9 protein-coding genes and 1 pseudogene are annotated in these 17,898 nt (G+C 73.1%); 4 read left to right on the top strand and 6 right to left on the bottom strand.

Annotated elements, in window-relative coordinates; translation table 11 throughout:
- Position 1: 1 nt before the first annotated feature.
- Complete coding sequence (locus RKD20_RS01640; RefSeq protein WP_424876025.1) at positions 2-7,714, bottom strand: amino acid adenylation domain-containing protein; 7,713 nt, start codon at positions 7,712-7,714, stop codon at positions 2-4.
- Between the two features lie 76 nt (positions 7,715-7,790).
- Positions 7,791-9,116, bottom strand: coding sequence for a cysteate synthase (locus RKD20_RS01635; RefSeq protein ID WP_424876024.1), 1,326 nt, complete (start codon positions 9,114-9,116; stop codon positions 7,791-7,793).
- A 279-nt stretch (positions 9,117-9,395) separates the two neighbouring features.
- Between RKD20_RS01635 and RKD20_RS01630 the strand changes: the two genes are divergently transcribed.
- From RKD20_RS01630 to RKD20_RS01620, 3 genes and pseudogenes are all read left to right on the top strand, one after another.
- Positions 9,396-10,508: a thiamine pyrophosphate-dependent enzyme gene (locus tag RKD20_RS01630; RefSeq protein WP_424883121.1), complete on the top strand. Its 1,113-nt coding sequence runs from the start codon at positions 9,396-9,398 to the stop codon at positions 10,506-10,508.
- A gap of 130 nt (positions 10,509-10,638) precedes the next feature.
- Positions 10,639-11,586 (top strand): annotated as a pseudogene (locus RKD20_RS01625) (alpha-ketoacid dehydrogenase subunit beta); the annotation flags it as partial.
- Positions 11,566-12,669 (top strand): dihydrolipoamide acetyltransferase family protein, encoded by a 1,104-nt coding sequence (locus tag RKD20_RS01620; protein ID WP_424883120.1) that lies wholly within the window; start codon positions 11,566-11,568, stop codon positions 12,667-12,669. The pseudogene RKD20_RS01625 and the gene RKD20_RS01620, both read left to right, overlap by 21 nt.
- A 49-nt stretch (positions 12,670-12,718) precedes the next feature.
- Here the strand turns inward: RKD20_RS01620 and RKD20_RS01615 are convergent, their stop codons facing one another.
- The gene (locus tag RKD20_RS01615; protein WP_424876023.1) at positions 12,719-13,771 is read right to left on the bottom strand and encodes a hypothetical protein; all 1,053 of its coding nucleotides are present in this window, start codon (positions 13,769-13,771) and stop codon (positions 12,719-12,721) included.
- 285 nt (positions 13,772-14,056) lie between these two features.
- On the opposite strand from RKD20_RS01615, the gene RKD20_RS01610 reads away from it, so the two are divergent.
- Positions 14,057-14,785, top strand: a complete 729-nt coding sequence (locus RKD20_RS01610) for a flavodoxin family protein (RefSeq protein WP_424876022.1) — start codon at positions 14,057-14,059, stop codon at positions 14,783-14,785.
- A 129-nt stretch (positions 14,786-14,914) separates the two neighbouring features.
- Here the strand turns inward: RKD20_RS01610 and RKD20_RS01605 are convergent, their stop codons facing one another.
- The 3 genes from RKD20_RS01605 to RKD20_RS01595 all read right to left on the bottom strand — a co-directional run bounded on the left by RKD20_RS01605 (position 14,915) and on the right by RKD20_RS01595 (position 17,582).
- A complete protein-coding gene (locus tag RKD20_RS01605) occupies positions 14,915-16,423 on the bottom strand; it encodes a glycosyltransferase family 87 protein (protein WP_424876021.1) in 1,509 nt (502 codons plus the stop codon).
- Positions 16,420-17,262, bottom strand: a complete 843-nt coding sequence (locus RKD20_RS01600; protein ID WP_424883119.1) for a class I SAM-dependent methyltransferase — start codon at positions 17,260-17,262, stop codon at positions 16,420-16,422. The genes RKD20_RS01605 and RKD20_RS01600 overlap by 4 nt, the downstream gene beginning before the upstream one ends.
- A gap of 83 nt (positions 17,263-17,345) precedes the next feature.
- Entirely contained in the window at positions 17,346-17,582 is a 237-nt protein-coding gene (locus tag RKD20_RS01595; RefSeq protein WP_424876020.1) for a hypothetical protein, read from the bottom strand.
- Positions 17,583-17,898: the final 316 nt, after the last annotated feature.

Below are 17,898 nucleotides of genomic sequence, written 5' to 3'. Positions count from 1 at the left end.
GTTACCTCCACTCGCTTCCGAACTCGGCTTCGAGTTCGTCGATCTCGGCTTGGGACAGCGACACCAGCGGCAGGTCGGACGGGGTGTGTCCGCCCGCCGGGGTGGCGTGGGCAAGGTCGGCCAGGGCGTCGAACCACAGCCCGGCGAGGGCGTTCACCTCGTCCTCGGACCAGATGCCGGGCACCCAGGACCAGGTGGCGCGCAGCCCGCTCTCGCCGGCCGTGGCGGTGATCTCCAGGCCGTGGGCGACGCGCAGGGCGGGATCGTGGGCGGCGCCGAGGGCGAGCGCGCCGGGCAGTTCCTCGGGGGCGACCGACCAGTCGCCGGACCGCTCGCCGGCGGTGCGGCCCAGGTAGTTGAAGCCGATCTCCGGCGTCGGGAGGGCGGCGAGGACCGGGCCGGTCTCCGGGTTCAGGTGGCGCAGCAGCCCGTGCCCGATGCCGTGGTCGGGGACGGCACGCAGCTGCTCCTTCACACCGCGCAGGATCTGCGCGGGATCCTTGAGGTCGAGCCCCGTGAGGTCGAGGCGGGCCGGGACGACGCTGGTGAACCAGCCCACCGTGCGGGAGAGGTCCACGCCCTCGGCCAAGTCCTCCCGCCCGTGCCGCTCGACGTCCACCAGCAGCGCCGGGTGCTCCCGCCCGCGGGCGAAGGCGAGGGCGAGGGCGGCGAGCAGGACGTCCTCGGGGCCCGCGTGGAAGGCGGCGGGGACCGTGGTCAGCAGGTCGGCGGTGGGTGCGGGAGCCAGGCTGCGGGTGAGATGGCGCAGGGTGCCGACGACGTCCCGCGTCGGATCGGGGCGCCGTACGCCCGGCGTCGGGGCGTCGCCCTCCAACATCCTTCGCCAGAGTTCCAGTTCGGGCCCGCGCGCTTCGGCTTGACGCTCCAGCAGTCGCGCCCAGTGCCTGAACGGGGTTCCGGGCGGCGGCAGTTCGTCACCCCGCCAGGCGGCGGCCAGGTCGGCTCGGAGGATGCCCCAGGACACGGCGTCCACGGCCAGGTGATGGATCGTCAGCAGCAGTCGGCCCGGGCGGTCGGGCCCGGCGTCGTACCAGACCGCGCATACCAACTCACCCCGGTCCGGTCGCAGTCGGGGTGCGGACGGTTCGAGTACGGCCTTGAAGTCGCCGTCCGGCACACCGACCCGCTCCAGCGGGGTCGGCGGGCCCTCGGCCGGCGGGATGCGCGCCGCCCAGTCGCCCTCCGTCGCCACCCGAAGCCGCAGCACGTCATGGTGGTCCAGTACCGCTTTCAGAACGGCGGCCAGCCCCTTCTCGTCGGCCCCCGCCGGGGTGACGACGAGCAGCGACTGGCTGAACGACCCGACGGGGCCGCCGCGTTCACGCAGCCGGTGCATGGCCGGAGTCAACGGCAGATCACCGACCGCCGCCTCCCGCGCGGGTCCCGGTGATGCGGACGGCCGGGTCGCGGCCAGCGCGGCGAGACCGGCGATCGTACGGTGCTCGAACACGTCCCTCGGGGTCAGCCGCAGCCCGGCCGCGAGGGCCCGGCTGACGAGGTGGATGGAGGCGATGCTGTCCCCGCCGAGGTCGAAGAAGGCGTCGTCCGCGCCCATGCCGTGCGGGTCACGCCCGAGCACCTCGGCGAACAGGTCGCGCAGGATCTCCTCGTACGCGGTGCGCGGGGCCCGGCTCCCGCCCCGAACCTCCGGGGCGGGCAGGGCGGCGCGGTCCAGTTTGCCGTTGGGTGTCATCGGCAGGGCGCCCAGCACCACGAACGCCTCCGGCACCATGTGGTCGGGCAGCTGCCGGACCACGTACGCCCGTACGGTCGTGACGTCGACCTCGGCCGCCCCCACCAGGTATCCGACCAGCCGCCGTGTCCCGGGCGGGTCCTCGCGCACCACCACCACCGCGGCCTGCTCGACCGCGCCGTGGGCGGTGAGCACGCCCTCGATCTCGCCCGGCTCGATCCGCAGGCCCCGGATCTTCAGCTGGCCGTCGGCCCGGCCACGCAGCACCAGGGAGCCGTCGGCGCGGCGCACGGCCAGGTCACCGGTGCGGTACATCCGGGTGCCCGGCGGGCCGTACGGGTCGGCGACGAACCGCTCGGCGGTCAGTCCTGGCCGGTTGCGGTACCCGCGGGCCACCAGGTCGCCGGACACGTACAACTCGCCCTCGACACCGACCGGGACGGGGTTCAGCCACGCGTCCAGGACGTGCACGCGGGTGTTCCACATGGGGCGCCCGATGGGCACCGGGCCTGTCGGCAGATCGTCGCCGGGCTCGATGCGGTGGTCGGTGCAGCCGACCGTGACCTCCGTCGGGCCGTAGTGGTTGATCAACCGCACACCGGGATGGTCCCGGCGCCAGGCGCGCAGGGCCTCGCCCACCAGGGCCTCGCCGCCCAGCATGAACTCCTTGGTGGGCGAGATGTCGTACGGCAGGGCGGGCAGCAGCGCCAGATGGCTGGGCGTGGCCTTGAGGAACGTCCAGGGGTCGGGCGGCGGTTCGGAGCCCGCCTCGTGCACGGCCGCGATGTGTACCCGGCCACCCGCCGCGAGCGCGCCGTGCAGGGTCGTGACCGTGGCGTCGAAGGTCATGGTCGCGTGCAGCAGCGACGAGCCGCGCAGGCTCGGGTACGCCTCGACGCAACGGGCCACGTACGTCGTGAGGTTGCGGTGTTCGACGACGACACCCTTGGGGCGCCCGGTGGTGCCGGAGGTGTAGATGAGGTAGGCCGGATCGGCGGGACGGGCTGGCGCCAACCCGCCCTCGAAGCCAGGAGCTTCCGCCTCGGGACTCACGACCGGACAGCCGACGTCCAGCGGCTCCCGGGCGATGACACACACCGGGTCGGCGTCGGAGAGCAGATACGCGGAGCGCTCGGCGGGATGCTCCGGGTCAAGCGGCAGATAGGCCGCGCCTGCCTTGAGCACGGCCAGTACGGCCACCGCGATGTCGACGGACCGGGGCAGCGCGAACGCGACGACGGCGCCCGGCCCGGCGCCGTACGAGGCCAGTGCCCGCGCCAATCGGGTGGCTCGCAGATCGAGTTGACGGTACGTCAGGCAGGTTCGGGGGTCCGACACGGCCACCGCGTCCGGCCGCTCGGCCGCGCGTGCCTCGAACATCCGCGGGAAGGTCGTCTCGGGCACGTCCCGCGCGGTGTCGTTGTACCCGACGAGCAGGCGCTGCCGTTCGTCCGTGCTCAGGATGTCCAGCGTCCCCACGGGCCGGGGGGGATCATCGAGGGCGGCCCGCAGCAAGCGCTCCAGTCGTGCGGCGATGTCCTCGGCCGTACCGCGGTCGAAGAGGTCGGCACTGTACTGGAGGATGCCCCCGATGCCGTCCGGGGAGCCGTCTCGGGTGAGGTGCTCGCCGAGGTTGAAGGTGAGGTCGATCTTGGTCGCGCCCGTCTCCACGGGGACCGACTCGGCGGTGAGACCCGGCAGTTCGAGGCGGGGTTCGGTGCTGCCGGGGCGGAAGGCGAGCATCACCTGGAAGAGGGGGTGCCGGGCCGTCGAGCGAGGCGGGTTGAGGGCCTCGACCAGCTGCTCGAACGGCAGGTCCTGGTGGGCGTAGGCCGCGAGATCGGTCTCCCGGACGCGGCCGAGGAGCTCCCGGAAGGTGGGGGCGCCGGAGGTGTCGGTGCGCAGGACGAGGGTGTTGAGGAAACAGCCGACCAGGTCGTCCAGTACCTCGTCGGCGCGGCCCGCGACCGGCGTGCCCACCGGGATGTCGGTGCCGGCGCCGAGGCGGGTCAGCAGGGCGGCGAGCGCTGCCTGGACGACCATGAACGGTGTCGTCCCGGTGTCCGCGGCGAGTGCGCGCAGCCGCCCGTGCAGCGCCGGGTCAAGTCGTACGGGGACGTCGCCGCCCCGGTGGGTGGCGCGGGCCGGGCGGGGGCGGTCGACGGGGAGCGCGAGTTCGTCGGGGAGACCGGTCAAACGCCGGCGCCAGTAGGTGAGTTGAGCTGCCAGTGTGGTGTCGTCGAGCAGGTGCTGTCGCTGCCAGACAGCGAAGTCGGCGTATTGCACGGGCAGCGGTGCCCAGTCGGGCTTCCGGCCTTCGCGCCGGGCCCGGTAGGCGGTCGACAGATCGCGGACCAGAGGCTCCAGGGAGCGGCCGTCGGCGGCTATGTGGTGCAGGACCAGCAGCAGGACGTGGTCTTCGGGGCCGAGGGTGAGAAGGCGGGCGCGGATCGGGATGCCGTGGGCCAGCCGGAACTCCTGGCTCGTCAACTCCGCCAGTCGCACGGGCAGTTCGTGCGCCTCGACTCGCTCGGTGCGGAGCCGGAGCCCGAGCCGGGCCGTCGCCGGGTCCAGCAGTCGCTGACGCGGGATGCCGTCGACGTCCGGGTAGACGGTGCGCAGGATCTCGTGCCGGGTGACCAGGTCGGCCAGGGCCCCGGTCAACGCGTCCGGATCGAGGCCGGCGCCCCTCAGCCGCACGGCGAGCGGGACGTGATAGGCCGCGCCCGCCCCCTCCAGCCGGTCGAGGAACCACAGGCGCCGCTGGGCGGACGACAGCGGCGCCTGGTCGGGGACGGCTCCCGGCACCGGCCGCGAGACCGGCCGTACGACGGCAGCCGGATCGACCGCGTCGGCCAGCGCCGCCGGCGTGGGCGCCCCGAAGACGTGTCGCAGCGTCAGCTCCGCGCCCAGCGTGTCGCGGATGCGGCTGATCAGGCGCAGGGCGAGCAACGAGTGTCCGCCGAGGGCGAAGAAGCTGTCGTCGGGACCGACGGCCGGGAGCCCCAGGACCCCGGCGAAGAGACCGCAGAGGGTCTCCTCCAGCGGGGTGCGCGGGGCACGGCTCCCGCCGCTCTGTACGAAGGGGGCCGGCAGGGCGGCGCGATCCAGCTTCCCGTTGGCGGTCAGCGGCAGCCGGTCCAGTCGTACGACGGCGGAGGGGACCATGTAGTCGGGCAGGCGCTCGGCCAGGTGGGTGCGCAGGGCGTCCGAGTCCGTGCTCCGGGCTGGGTGGGTGCGCGGGGCGTCCGAGTCCGTGCCGCGGGCTGGTTGGGTGTGCGGGGCGTCCGGGGCCGTGCTGTCGGTCGGCACCGCGTAGCCGATCAGGCGGTCCTCCCGGACCAGCACGACGGCCTGGGCGACCGCGGGGTGCGCGGTCAGGACCGACTCGATCTCACCGGGCTCGATGCGGAAGCCACGCAGCTTGACCTGGCCGTCGGCCCGCCCGTGGAACTCCAGCTCGCCCTCGTCGGTCAGCCGGACGCGGTCACCGGTGCGGTACATGCGGGCGCCGGGCGGGCCGTACGGGTCGGCGGTGAAGCGCTCGGCGGTGGCGTCGGGACGGCCGAGGTAGCCGCGGGCCACGCCGGGCCCGGCGACGTACAGCTCACCGACCGTGCCGCGCGGAACCGGTCGCAGGCCGTCCCCGAGGACGTAGCAGCGCATGCCGTCCAGCGGGCGCCCGATCGGTAGCGCGTCGGGCACCGCCCTCGCGTCGGTACAGGGGCGGCAGGTGGCGAACGTGGTCGTCTCGGTCGGGCCGTAGCCGTTGGTGACGGTCAGCCCGGGGCATGCGGCCAGCACCCTGCGCACCGAGGCCGCGGGGACGGCCTCGCCACCGGCCCACACCTGGCGCAGTCCGGCGAAGCAGCCAGGGTCCTGTTCGGCGGCGAGCCGGAACAGCCCGGCGGTCAGCCACAGCGCCGTCACTCCGTGCCGCGCCGTCAGCCGGGCCACTGCTGCAGCGTCCACGTCCTCGTCCGGGCCTGCGACCACGGCGGCTCCCCCGCCCAGCAGCGGGACCCACATCTCGTATGTCGACGCGTCGAACGCCGTCGGCGAGTGGACGAGGACCCGGGCCTGCGCGCCGCCGCCGAACGCCGAGTCGGCGGCCAGGGCGGTGATGTCCCGGTGGGTGACGGCGACGCCCTTGGGCGTACCGGTGGAGCCGGACGTGAAACTGACGTACGCCAGCTGGTCCGGGTGCACGGGCACACCGGGGTCGGTGTCCGGCTCGCCGGTGAGTGAGGGGTCGGTGGCGGAGACGACGTGCAGGCCGTCGTACGCCTCGCCGTCACCGTCGGTCAACAGCACCGCCGCGCCGGTCTGCGTGAGGGTCCGCCGGGTACGCACCCCCGGGGCGCGCGGGTCGAGGCCGACGTACGCGCCGCCCGCCTTGAGGACGGCCAGCAGGGCCGCGACGAGGTGGTCGGAGCGGCGCATCAGGACCGCGACCCGGTCCTCCGGACGGACGCCGAGCCGCAGCAGCCGATGCGCGAGCCGGTTGGCGCGTGCGTCGAGCTGCCGGCAGGTGGTCGTGCGGTCGCCGTGGACGACGGCAGCGCTGTCGGGATCGGCGGCCACGCGGGCGGCGAAGAGCGCGGGAACCCCGGCTCCGCGCATGACCGGAGGCGGGCCGTCGAGCCGCGACTCCTCGCCGGGCAGGGCTGTTTCAACCCTTCCCACCACCGTGCCGGATTCGACGGCCGCCGCAGCGAACCGTTCCAGGAAGCGGGTGAAACGGCGATGGTGCGCGGTGAGTTCGGTGGCGGAGTAGTGCGCGGGGCTGGCGTCGAGGTCCACACGGATGCCGTCGCCGTCCCCGCGGTCGTAGACATTGACCGCCAGGTCCTCGACCGGGCCCGTGGACAGGTTGTGACGGGTCGTCGGGTGCCCGGTGAAGCGCAACTCCGGTCCGAAGGCCATGATGTTGACGACCGGTCCGAAGAAACGGCGCCCGTCCTGCGGCCAGTTGAGTTCCCGGCGCAGGTCCTCGCCCCGGAAGCGCTGGTGCGCGAGAAGGTCGCGGGTGGCGCGGGCGGCCTGGCGCACGAGGTCGGCGGCGGTGGTGTCCGGGCGTACGGACAGCCGCAGCGGAAGCACGTTGGACGCCATGCCCGGGGTGGCGAGTTCGACCTCGCTCTCCCGGCCGGTGACCGCGAGGCCCAGCACCACGTCCCTGGTTCCGGTGAGTCCGTGCAGGTAGGCGGCGGTGGCCGCGAGGACCACCCGGGACCAGCGGGTGCGGGCGCGTTCGGCGGCTGCGTGCACCAAGTCGCCCGCCGGAGCGGGGAGATGACCCGTGCGGCGCAGGAAGCGCTCGGCGACCTGCGGAGGACGGGCGGTCAGGCCGACGGGGTCGGGGCGGTCGGCGAGCGCGCGGGTCCAGTACTCCCGGTCCCGCTCGTGCCACCCGTCCGCACGGTACGTCGCGTCGGCGGCGGCCAGTGGGGCGAGGGGCGCGGTCGGCGGGAGGGATCCCCTCTGATCGAGGGAAGCCGGAAGCCCGGGGGAGTCCGGTACGTCCTCGGCCAGCGCGGTGTACGCGTCCGCCACCCTGCGGGCGATCAGGGAGCAGCTGAAGCCGTCGACGGCGATGTGGTGGTACGCCTGGTACCAGATCCAGTGGTCGTCGGCGAGCCGTAGGAGGGCGTAGCGGAACAGGGGGCCCCGCTCCAGATCGAAGGGCGCGGCGAAGTCGTCCGCCATCCACCGCCCTGCGGTCTCGGCGTCCGACATGTCGACCACGGGCATCGACCAGGCGGGTTCGGCATCGACGAGCAGCCGTACGTCGTCGTCGGCGGCCGCGAAGCGCGAGCGCAGCGTCTCCGTGGCGTCCACCACTCGTCCTACGGCCGCGCGCAGCAGGTCAGGCTCGACGGGGCCGTGGATCTCCGTGTACTCGCCGACGTTGTAGGCGGCGCCGGCCCCGTCGAGCCGCTCGCCGAACCACATCGAACGCTGGGCGGCGGACGGTTCGAGACGTCGGAGTGCGGTCATCGGCGGGCTCCGGTGGGGGTGGTGGGAGTGATGGGTGCCGAGGCCGGCCGGCTGATCGGGCGGAGGTGCTGGGGCCTCAACGGGCCGCTTCCACGCCGGCGGGGGCGTACGACAGCCGCTGGCTCACCTGCTCGGCGACCCTGCGGGGACCGTCGCCGTCCTCGGGCCACGGGACGCGCAGCCAGGGTTCGGCGGCAACGAGCGGGATCTCGCGGGCCTGCCGGGCCCGGCCGCCGCCGGTGATGTTGAGCAGGACCAGCTCGTCGCGGTCGACGTGTCCGGCGCGTATTGCGTCGGCAAGGGCGGCCAGTGCCACGCCTGCGCCGGGTTCGATGTCGATGCCTTCGGTCTCCTCGAACAGCGCCATCGCGGCCAGTGCGGCACCGTTGTCGACGGACAGGACGTCGCCGCCGCTCTCGTCGAGAGCCTCGCGTACTCCACCGCGGACGGCGAACGGCGGGCGGCGGTTGGTCAGTTCGCGGGCCAGGGGTTCGCGCTCACGGTGGGCCGGTGCCGGGCCGCCGCGGTGCCAGGCCTCGAACAGCGGTGCGAAGGGAGCGTTCTGACACATCAGCAGGCGCGGCAACGTTTCGCCGCCCGAGCGGATCCGGCGTGCCGCCTCATGGGCCCCGATGGCCCCCGTGCCGCTGCCGACCGCCTGGACGTACGTCTGCGGAAGGTGCCCGAGGGCTTCGGCCGCGGCGAGCATCACGGTGCCGAGGCCGTCGCGGCGACCGACGTTGCGTGCGCCGCCCTCCGCCTGGTGGCCGGGGAGCCGCGCCAGCAGGTCGGCGCAGGCGATGGCGTCGCTGTAGGTGGCGCCCCCGTTGAGGACGACGATGCGTACGCACGGCGCGAGCGGTCCGGGGAAGCGCATGCCGTCCAGGGCCGGGGCGGGCACGACGATCAGACAGGGCACCTGATGGCGGGTCGCGGCCCAGGCGAAGGCGGCGGCGGTGTTGCCCGCCGAGGGGATCACCAGGACGGGCGGGTCGGCGGGCAGCCGACCCAGCACCGTGTACGCCTCCAGGTCCTTGAACGTGCAGGTCGGCAGCAGCGCTCCGCGTTCGGGCCAGTGACCGTTGAAGGCGACCCACAGCCGGTTGAGTCCGATCTGCCTCCCGAGCCGGTCGGCGCGGTGCACGACCGGGCCGGGAGCATCGGGGAAGGCCCTGGCCACGGGCAGCAGCTGGGCGTGCCGGAACAGTCCGGTCGTGGTGCGTGGGGCCTGGGACAGGGGCTGGGTCCGGGGGCTGTCGTAGTCGGTGCGTAGGAACGCCGGCTCGTGGAGGCCGGGGCAGTCGAGGATGAGGCCGTCGTCCTCGTGGCGGGCGCCGCAGGAGGAACAGACGATCGAGTAGTGACGGTTTCCCGCGTGTACTTGGGGGGGTACTCGGGACATTCCATTGCCTTCCGCAGGGCCTTGCTTCGCAGGTCAATTGCATCCGGGAATGCCTGAATAACGGGTGGGTCGAAGGTTACGTCTGCCTCAACTGTCGGTTGACATTCCGCCCTGAACTGTAGATTGGTCCATACCAATGGAGTGTTCAGTTCCGCTTCATCTCGCCTTCCCTCGCGTGAGCATGACGGCATGTTAGGCCTGTTCGCGCACCTCGGAGCGCATGCTCTTTGACGAGAGGACGTCGGGGAATTGAGCGAGAATCCTACGCATGAAGCGATACTGGAGCGGGCAGAAAAAGCATTTGCCGCTTCCCCTTCGTCATGGCTTCCATCCCGGCTTCCGGTCCGCCTTCTCAAAGATGAAGCAAAGCCCTGGCAATCAATCCGGGACGGCGAATACCGACTGCCGGAACCCGAACTGCTGCTCACGGCGTACCGGAAAATGGTCGTCGGCCGTCGCTTCGACGCCCAGGCCACCACGCTCGCCCGCCAGGGCCGGCTGGCGGTGCACCCGTCCAGCCTCGGCCAGGAGGCCTGCCAGATCGGCGCGGCGCTCGCCCTGCGCCCGTCCGACTGGCTGTTCCCCACCTACCGCGACTGCACAGCGCTGGTGAGCCGGGACATCGACCCGGTCGAGGCACTGACCCTGCTGCGTGGCGACGGCCACTGCGGTTACGACCCCATGAGCCATCGCACGGCACCGCAGTGCACCCCGCTGGCCACGCATGCCGCGCACGCCACCGGCCTCGCCCACGGCGAGCGACTCAAGGGCACGGACACGGTCGCCCTCGCACTTGTCGGCGACGGCGCCACGAGCGAGGGGGACTTCCACGAAGCCCTCGGCCTCGCGGGCGTCCTGCGGGCACCGGTGGTCTTCCTCGTGCAGAACAACCGCTACGCCATCTCCGTCCCCTTCGCCGCCCAGAGCGCGGCACCGAGCCTGGCGTACAAGGGCATCGGCTACGGCGTGCGCTCGGAGCAGGTGGACGGGAACGACGCGGCGGCCGTACTCGCGGTCCTGACCAAGGCGGTCGAGGACGCCCGCGCGGGCGGCGGCCCCTGGCTGGTCGAGGCACACACCTACCGCATGGCCCCGCACACCAGCGCCGACGACCCGTCCCGCTACCGGCCGGCCGAGGAGGCCGACCAGTGGCGCGGGCGCGATCCGATCGACCGCCTGGAGTCCTGGCTGCGCGAGCGCGGCCTGCTCACCGAGGACGACATCGCTGCCGTCGCGGCCGAGGCCGAGGCGTACTCGGCCGAGGTGCGCACCCGGTTCGCCGAGGACCCGGACCTGGATCCGCTCGGCCTGTTCGATCACGTGTTCAGCGCCCCTACACCCCAACTGACCGAGCAACGCGACCAGCTGCAGGCCGAGTTGGAGAAGAGCTGAGATGACCGAGGCGATGGCGACGACGAACGTGACGGAGGCGACGGACGTGACCAAGGCGGCTGGGCCGGCCGAGGCGACGGAGACGTGGGGCGCGGCAGGGACAACCGGGACGCCGGGCACCACTATCACCATGGCGAAGGCGCTGAACACCGCGCTGAGGGACGCGCTCCATGCAGACGAACGGGTCCTCGTGTTCGGCGAGGACGTCGGCCGCCTCGGCGGTGTCTTCCGGATCACCGACGGCCTCACGGACACCTTCGGTGAACGCCGCTGCTTCGACACCCCGGTCGCCGAGGCGGGCATCGTCGGCCTCGCGGTCGGCCTGGCGATGGCCGGGTTCCGCCCCGTGGTGGAGATGCAGTTCGACGCCTTCGCCTACCCGGCGTTCGAACAGATCGCCTCCCACGTGGCCAAGCTCCGCAACCGCACCCGCGGCGCCCTCACCCTGCCGATGGTGATCCGTGTCCCGTACGGCGGCGGCATCGGCGGAGTCGAGCACCACAGCGACTCCAGCGAGGCGTACTACGCCCACACCGCCGGCCTCAAGGTCGTGACCCCCGCCACGGTCGCCGACGCGTACTCGCTCCTGCGGGAGGCGATCGACGACCCGGACCCGGTGGTGTTCCTCGAACCCAAACGGCACTACTGGTCCAGGGAAGACGTCGAACTACCGCTGCGCACCCAGCCGTTCGGCACAGCGGCGGTACGCCGTCCGGGAGCCGACGCCACCCTCGTCACCTACGGCCCTGCCCTCGACGTGGCCCTGGAGGCGGCACGGGAAGCGGCGGCCGAAGGCCTGGACGTGGAGGTGCTCGACCTGCGCACCCTCGTCCCCTTCGACGATCACACGCTCACCGCGTCGGTACGGCGCACCGGCCGATGCCTGGTGCTGCACGAGGCACAGGGGTTCGCCGGCGTCGGCGCCGAGATCGCGGCACGGGTGCAGGAACGCTGCTTCGACGCACTGCGCGCGCCGGTGCTGCGCGTCACGGGCCCGGACATCCCTTATCCGCCGCCGCTGTTGGAGAGCGCCCACCTGCCGGATGTGGCCAGAGTACTGGCCGCCCTGCGCCGACTGGCGCCCACCGGCGGACCGGCAACCCGACGTCCGATCCCCGCTCCCGACGACCGGTCGGAGACCGCACACGGAGCCGTCCGGATCTTCCGACTGCCCGATCTGGGTGAGGGACTGACGGAGGCGGAGGTGCTGGAGTGGAAGGTCGCCGTCGGTGATCACCTCGCCCACGACCAGACTGTCGCCGAGGTCGAGACGGCCAAGTCCGCCGTCGACCTGCCGAGCCCGTTCGCCGGAACCGTGACCGCCCTGCACTGCCGCGCAGGTGAGAGCGTGCAGGTCGGGGCGCCGCTGCTGTCGGTGACGGAGGCAGGCCCGGAGGCCGGATCGGGCGCGGTGCTCACCGGGTACGGGACGGGCGGGGCCCGGAGAGGTCTCGTACAGACCCCGAAGCCGACCGGGGCTCCCCGAACCGATGACGGGGAAACCGACGAGCGAGTTGTGACCCGCGTCCCCCTCGACGCCGCCGCCGGGAAGTTCCTCACCACCCAACGCGACGTTCCCGCCGTCACCATCTGGGCCGACGCCGAGGCCACCGGCCTGCTCGCGGCCCGGGACGCCCGGGGCGTGGGACTGCTCCCGCTGCTGGCCCAGTTCTGCCTCGCCGGACTCGCCGCCTTCCCCGAGCTGAACTCCCGCGTGGACACGGGGAGTTCGGAGATCGTACGGCTGCCGAGCGTGCACCTCGGCTTCGCTGCCCAGACCAATCGCGGCCTGGTCGTCCCCGTCGTACGGGACGCCGACCGGTTGCCACTCGACGACCTGGCCGCCGAACTGCGTCGCCTCACCGCACTGGCCCGGAGCGGCACACTCCCCGTCGAACACCGCACCGGCGGCACCTTCACCCTCAACAACTACGGTCCGCTGGACGTCGACGGAGCCACCCCGCTCCTCAACCACCCCCAGACCGCCATGCTCGGTGTCGGCCGCCTTCTCGACCGCCCCTGGGCCGTGAACGGCCGCGTGGAGGTACGCACGATCCTTCACCTGTCCCTGACGTTCGACCACCGGGTCTGCGACGGCGGGACCGCCGCCGGATTCCTCCGCCACATCGTCGAGGGCGTCACGGGCCCGAGCACTCGATGACCGGCTGTCGTCAACCGGTAGGAGTGGGTCGGTGGTCGTGGAACGCCGATCAGTCGCCGCCCCCGCCGTCGCCGCCCCCGCCGTCGCTCCCACCGGTATCCCCGCCGTCGCCGTCCCAGCCCCAGCCGTCGGCGCCACCGGGCCCGTTGTCATTGCCGCCGCTCCCGAGGTTGCTGAACCACGGCCGGTCCCACGTCGCGCCGGTGGCGAACGGCTCGCCCCCGGCCGTCGCCGGACGCCGTTCCGGCCGGAATCTCGCGATGCCCGTCGCGTCGCCGAGTCCGAAAGCGACGGCGAAGACGTGCGCCATGACGGCATCCAGCGGGTCGGTGCTCTCGTACGGCACCTCGGCCAGCGGCCGGAGCAGCGTGCCCGGTGGGAGCACCGGGCGGCGCGGGGGACACGTCAGCAGGGCGACCGGCCGCTCACCGCACAGCAGCCGCGATGTGAGCGGGCTCTCCCGCCGCAGGACCCAATGCCGGTCGGGCAGCCGCACCTCCACGGAACTCCTGGACCTGCGCAGCTTCTTCTTGAAGCTGAGCTGCGCCGGAACATCCCCGACGGTCAGCCGCACGCCCTTGGACGGGTCGGCGGCATCGGGCTGGAAACCGTGCGGCGCCCGGATCCGTACCACGGGTGCCTGCGGCCCCCACACGTCCACGCGCCCCAGCCGCCGGTCGAGGGCGACAGTGAGCGGCCCGGCGGGCCCCGGCGTGTGCCGCCGCGCGATCCACAGCGGTACACCCTCGGCCTGGGCCCGGGCTGCCAGGGCGGCCACCTGCTGGGTCCCGCCGCACTGCCGTACCGCCATCGCGCCCAACTCGCGCGCGAACTGCGCGGATTGCCGCACCCGTACCGGCCTGGCGGTCCCGGTGACACGGGTCACGGGGACGACCCCGGCACCCTCAGGCAGCCGCTGCAGCGGCCGCTCGGTCCCACCGCCCCCGAGCCAGCACCCACGCTGGAAAGCCTCGGCCATGGCACCGAGGTTCAACTCGCTCAATGCCATGGTCCAGCCGCCCACCCGCAGCCCGTCCTCGGTCAGCTCCACGGTCCGTGCCAGCGGATTCCACGACCGCTCGCTGTACAGCACCTGGCCCATCACAGATCCCCGTACTTCCCCGGCTCAGCCCAGTCCACCGCCGCTGACGCCGCCAGACGGCGCCGCCCCACCCTCACACATCCACCGCTCCTCTCGTCGCCGAGATTCTGACCTGGGCCGGGTGAGACGCCTCAGCGTCGGGGCCAAGTCCGCTGGGCCCTAGCAGCCACCGACGCCGGACCCCCGTCGACGCCAAGGCTTGGCCGCCCGTACGTCATGACTCCGTAAGGCGTGCGGGCCGTGCCGAAGCGGGACAAACCCGAAATCGTGCGGGACGCTGCCCCTATGACAGAACCCTCAACGACCGCCCCGCCCCGCTTCGACGACCTCACCGCCCTGTACATCAACTGCACCCTCAAACCGTCCCCGCAGCTGAGCCACACCCAGGGTTTGATCGACAAGAGCGCGGAGATCATGGGGTCGTGCGGGATCACCGTGTCCGAGATCCGCGCCGTCGACCACGACATCGCCCCCGGCGTCTACCCGGACATGACCGAACACGGCTTCGCCACCGACGAGTGGCCCGCCCTCTACGAGCGGGTGATGGCCGCGGACATCCTGGTCGTCGCCGGACCGATCTGGCTCGGCGACAACAGCTCGGTGACGAAGAAGGTGATCGAGCGCCTCTACGCCTGCTCCAGCCTCCTCAACGCGCAGGGACAGTACGCCTATTACGGCCGCGTCGGCGGCTGCCTGATCACCGGCAACGAGGACGGTGTGAAGCACTGCGCGATGAACGTCCTCTACAGCCTCCAGCACCTCGGCTACACGATCCCGCCACAGGCCGACGCCGGCTGGATCGGCCCGGCCGGGCCAGGGCCGTCGTACCTCGACGCGGGCTCGGGCGGACCGGAGAACGACTTCACCAACCGCAACACGAGCTTCATGACCTGGAACCTCATGCACCTTGCCGCCCTGCTCAAGCGGGCGGGCGGTATCCCCGCGTACGGCAACCAGCGCTCTCAGTGGGACGCGGGCTGCCGCCCCGGAGCGGACAACCCGGAACACCGGTGACCGGTGGTGGGTTGTGCGACGCCCGAGTGCCGCACAACCCACCGCTTGGAAAGGCCCGGTCGGCGTACACCCCCCCGGCGTCGAGGGGTTCCCGGCGAGCGCGGTGGCTCCCGACGCTGGTCCGGGGCCCTACCCGCCCTCACCGGCGTGGTTCGGCGCCGGGCCTCTCGCGCGCACCGCGGAGCCCTGGTGTCGCTTCAGCCGTTCCTGTACCGGACGGGAGCGCAGGCAGGCACCGGCCGTGACGGCCAGAGCCGCCGCACCGTACGTCCACGCCTGGAGAGGGAAGCCGGGCAGGAGCCGGCCGGCGAGGTAGAGGGCGGTGCCGGCGAGGGTGACGGAGAGCCACTCCCAGCGGCCGTCCAGGGCCACGAGGGCGATGACGAGCAGCGAGTACCAGGGGTACCTGGGCGAGAAGAGAAGCAGCGCGGTGCCGGCCAGGAGGAGGGCGCCGTGCCAGGGGCGGGCGGGGTCTCCGCGCCACCACACGTACAGAGCGGTGAGCGCGAGCAGCACCGCGGCGGTCGCTGCCGCGGCGGTGTCCGGCAGGAGCAGTCGCAGCAGGGCGAAGCGGCGTACGTGCCCTGATTCGTAGCCCTCCTCGTGCAGGTATCCGGGCAGGTATCCCAGGACGCCGGCGCCGGAGGTGATGACGTACGGCAGATAGGCGAGCGCGACAGCGGCGACGGCGGAGGCCGCGACGCGCAGGACGCGTGCCGGACCGCGCTGTCCCGACAGGGCGCCGGGCAGGACCAGCACGGGCAGGATCTTCACGGCGATCGCGGCGCCGAGCAGCGCACCGCGTCGGGCGCCGACGGTGCCGGTGCCGAGCGCGAGCACGACGAACAGGACGCCGAGGGTGTCGATGTGGGCGTTGTTGACGGCTTCGAAGGCGACAGCCGGGCACCACGCCCACAGCGCGGCCCGCGCCGGGGCCCGGCCGGGATCGCCGCGTCGGCGCAGGACGACCAGCAGCGCCACGGTGGTGCCGAACGCCAGGGCCGCGCCGCCGACCTGGAGCGGCTTGTGGCGGCTGTCGGGCGGGGAGACGGCGTGCACGGCCAGGTACCAGCCTTCGGCAACGGGCGGATAGATGGTGGGCACGCCGGGGCGGTTCATGCGGACGCACAGGCCGCTGCCGGTGTGTGTCAGACCCCAGCCCGTGCAGGCTCTTTCGGTGGGGAAGAGCCAGCCGTCGCGCAGCGCGGCCAGTTCGGGCGAGGCGGGCGGGTAGGCGTACGGGGAGATTCCGGCGGCCTGGACGCGGCCGTCCCAGGCGTACCGGTACATGTCGTCGCTGGTGCGGGGCGGTGAGGAGAGACCGGCCACCGCGACGGCGGCGGCACCCAGCAGGACCAGGACGGTCGCGGCCCGCACCGGCACCCTGCGCACCGTCCACACCGCGGCGGCGAACAGCGCCCAGGCGACGGCGTATCCGGCGAGCAGCCGTGCGGGGGCACTGTGGTTGTCGCCCGCGTGAAGTGTGTCGACGACGGCGGCGGTGAGCGCGGCGAGGAGTACCGCGGTGGCGGTGACGGCGAGCCGGGCCTTCCGGCGGTTGGACTGGACCGCGGGGAGCGCGGGTGGTGACGCGGTGGATCCGGAGTCCTGTGGACGGGTGGTGGCGGTGTCGGTCATGGCCGCGGCCTGCCCACTGGGAGTGAGGTGGCGGCGCTCTCGTCTTCGGGGCCGGCGGGGCTCGCCTCTTCCGGCCTGGCGGCGCTCCTGTCCTCGCCTCCGGCGTGCTCCTTGAGCGGCCTGCCGTGCCGGTCCGGTCCGGCATTCGGGCGGTGGAGTTCCACGAAGGGACGGTTGTCCGCGGTCCAGCGGCCGGTGACGATCCAGCCGGTGACGGAGGCGGTGTGCAGCAGAGCCGTCACGCCGACCCGCGCCCAGGGGAAGGGCCGGCCGTGGCGACCGTGGGCGTCCTCGACGCGGACGGTGAGGCGTTCGTCCACGTCGTCGGCGACTGCCTCGGCCAGCAGGCGGCCACCGGGGCGGACCAGGTCGCGCAGGCGGGCGAGCAGGGGCACCGGGTCGCCGCCGATGCCCACATTGCCGTCCATGAGCAGGACGGTGCCCCACCGGCGCTCTCTCGGCAGACGCTCGAAGACGGAGCGGCGCAGGGCGCTGCCGCCCAGTCGCCGGGTCCGGGCAACGGCGGCCGGGCTGACGTCCACGCCCAGGGCCGGGATGCCGCGGGCGGCCAGGGCGGCCACCAGGCGCCCGGGTCCGCATCCGACGTCCAGCACGGGGCCGCCGCAGCGGCGCAGCACGTCGGTGTCGACGGCGTCGGCGGCGGCGCACCACCGCTCCACGTCCAGCGGCAGCAACTCCATCGCCGTTGCGCCGCCCGGTGTCAGACGGCGCAGATACAGCGGGCCGCGGCCGGTGCGCACGGCTTGGGCGTAGGGGTCGTCCGCCCATGCTTCACCGGGTTCCGCATCTGTGAGTGGCTCGGCGGAGCACCCCGGCACGACGTGGCGAGCGGCCAACGGGCCGGCGTATCGCAGCTGGGGTCCGAGCGCTGTCGGCTCGGTACCTCTGGTCGCGGTGCCGGTCACCGGGCAACCTCCGAGAAAGACGCCAGTACGCCAGGGAAGTGTGATCCGGGCGGGCAGAGGCCCACCACCGAGGCGGCGTCCGCCGCGGTGTCGGCCTCGCGCAGGAGCGGCAGGTCACGGACCGACAGGCCCGCTTCGACGGGCCTGCGGCGCTGGACGGGGCCGGCCACCCTGGACGGCAAAGCGGGCTCCAGGCAGGCGTCGCGGTCGCGGCGGCGGACGTCTGTGGCCACGGCGGGCAACCGGCCCGGGTGGCGGGCGGTGCCGAACCCGCGCCGGCTGGGTGGGATTCGATCCAGCACCCGGGGCAGGGCCTCGGCTTCGTCGAGGCAGGGCGGCGCAACGTCCACAGGGGGAGAGGGAGTTTCGATCACCCCACTCACCCTACGAACGCGAAGCGGACATAAGGGACTTGGTGTTCTTACGGAACGCTGACGTCGCCGATCCTCACGGGTCTCTGACGAGCTCGGCCGACCCCCGGTGACAGGACGGGGCCGTGGTGTGAAAGGTGTGCTCGTCGCGGACGACGACCCCACGCTCTCCGAGGTC

It is taken from the genome of Streptomyces sp. SLBN-8D4, from assembly GCF_049739545.1.
In the GTDB taxonomy this organism is placed as follows: Bacteria; Actinomycetota; Actinomycetes; order Streptomycetales; family Streptomycetaceae; genus Streptomyces; species Streptomyces canus_C.
The sequence above is the reverse complement of the archived record's forward strand: the minus strand, read 5'-3'. Positions and strand labels throughout refer to the sequence as shown.

What these genes read in the sequence shown, in the direction of transcription:
- RKD20_RS01640 (WP_424876025.1), bottom strand. Translation starts at nt 7,714, where the DNA reads ATGACCGCACTCCGACGTCTCGAACCGTCCGCCGCCCAGCGTTCGATG.
- RKD20_RS01635 (WP_424876024.1), bottom strand. Translation starts at nt 9,116, where the DNA reads ATGTCCCGAGTACCCCCCCAAGTACACGCGGGAAACCGTCACTACTCG.
- RKD20_RS01615 (WP_424876023.1), bottom strand. Translation starts at nt 13,771, where the DNA reads ATGGGCCAGGTGCTGTACAGCGAGCGGTCGTGGAATCCGCTGGCACGG.
- RKD20_RS01610 (WP_424876022.1), top strand. Translation starts at nt 14,057, where the DNA reads ATGACAGAACCCTCAACGACCGCCCCGCCCCGCTTCGACGACCTCACC.
- RKD20_RS01605 (WP_424876021.1), bottom strand. Translation starts at nt 16,423, where the DNA reads ATGACCGACACCGCCACCACCCGTCCACAGGACTCCGGATCCACCGCG.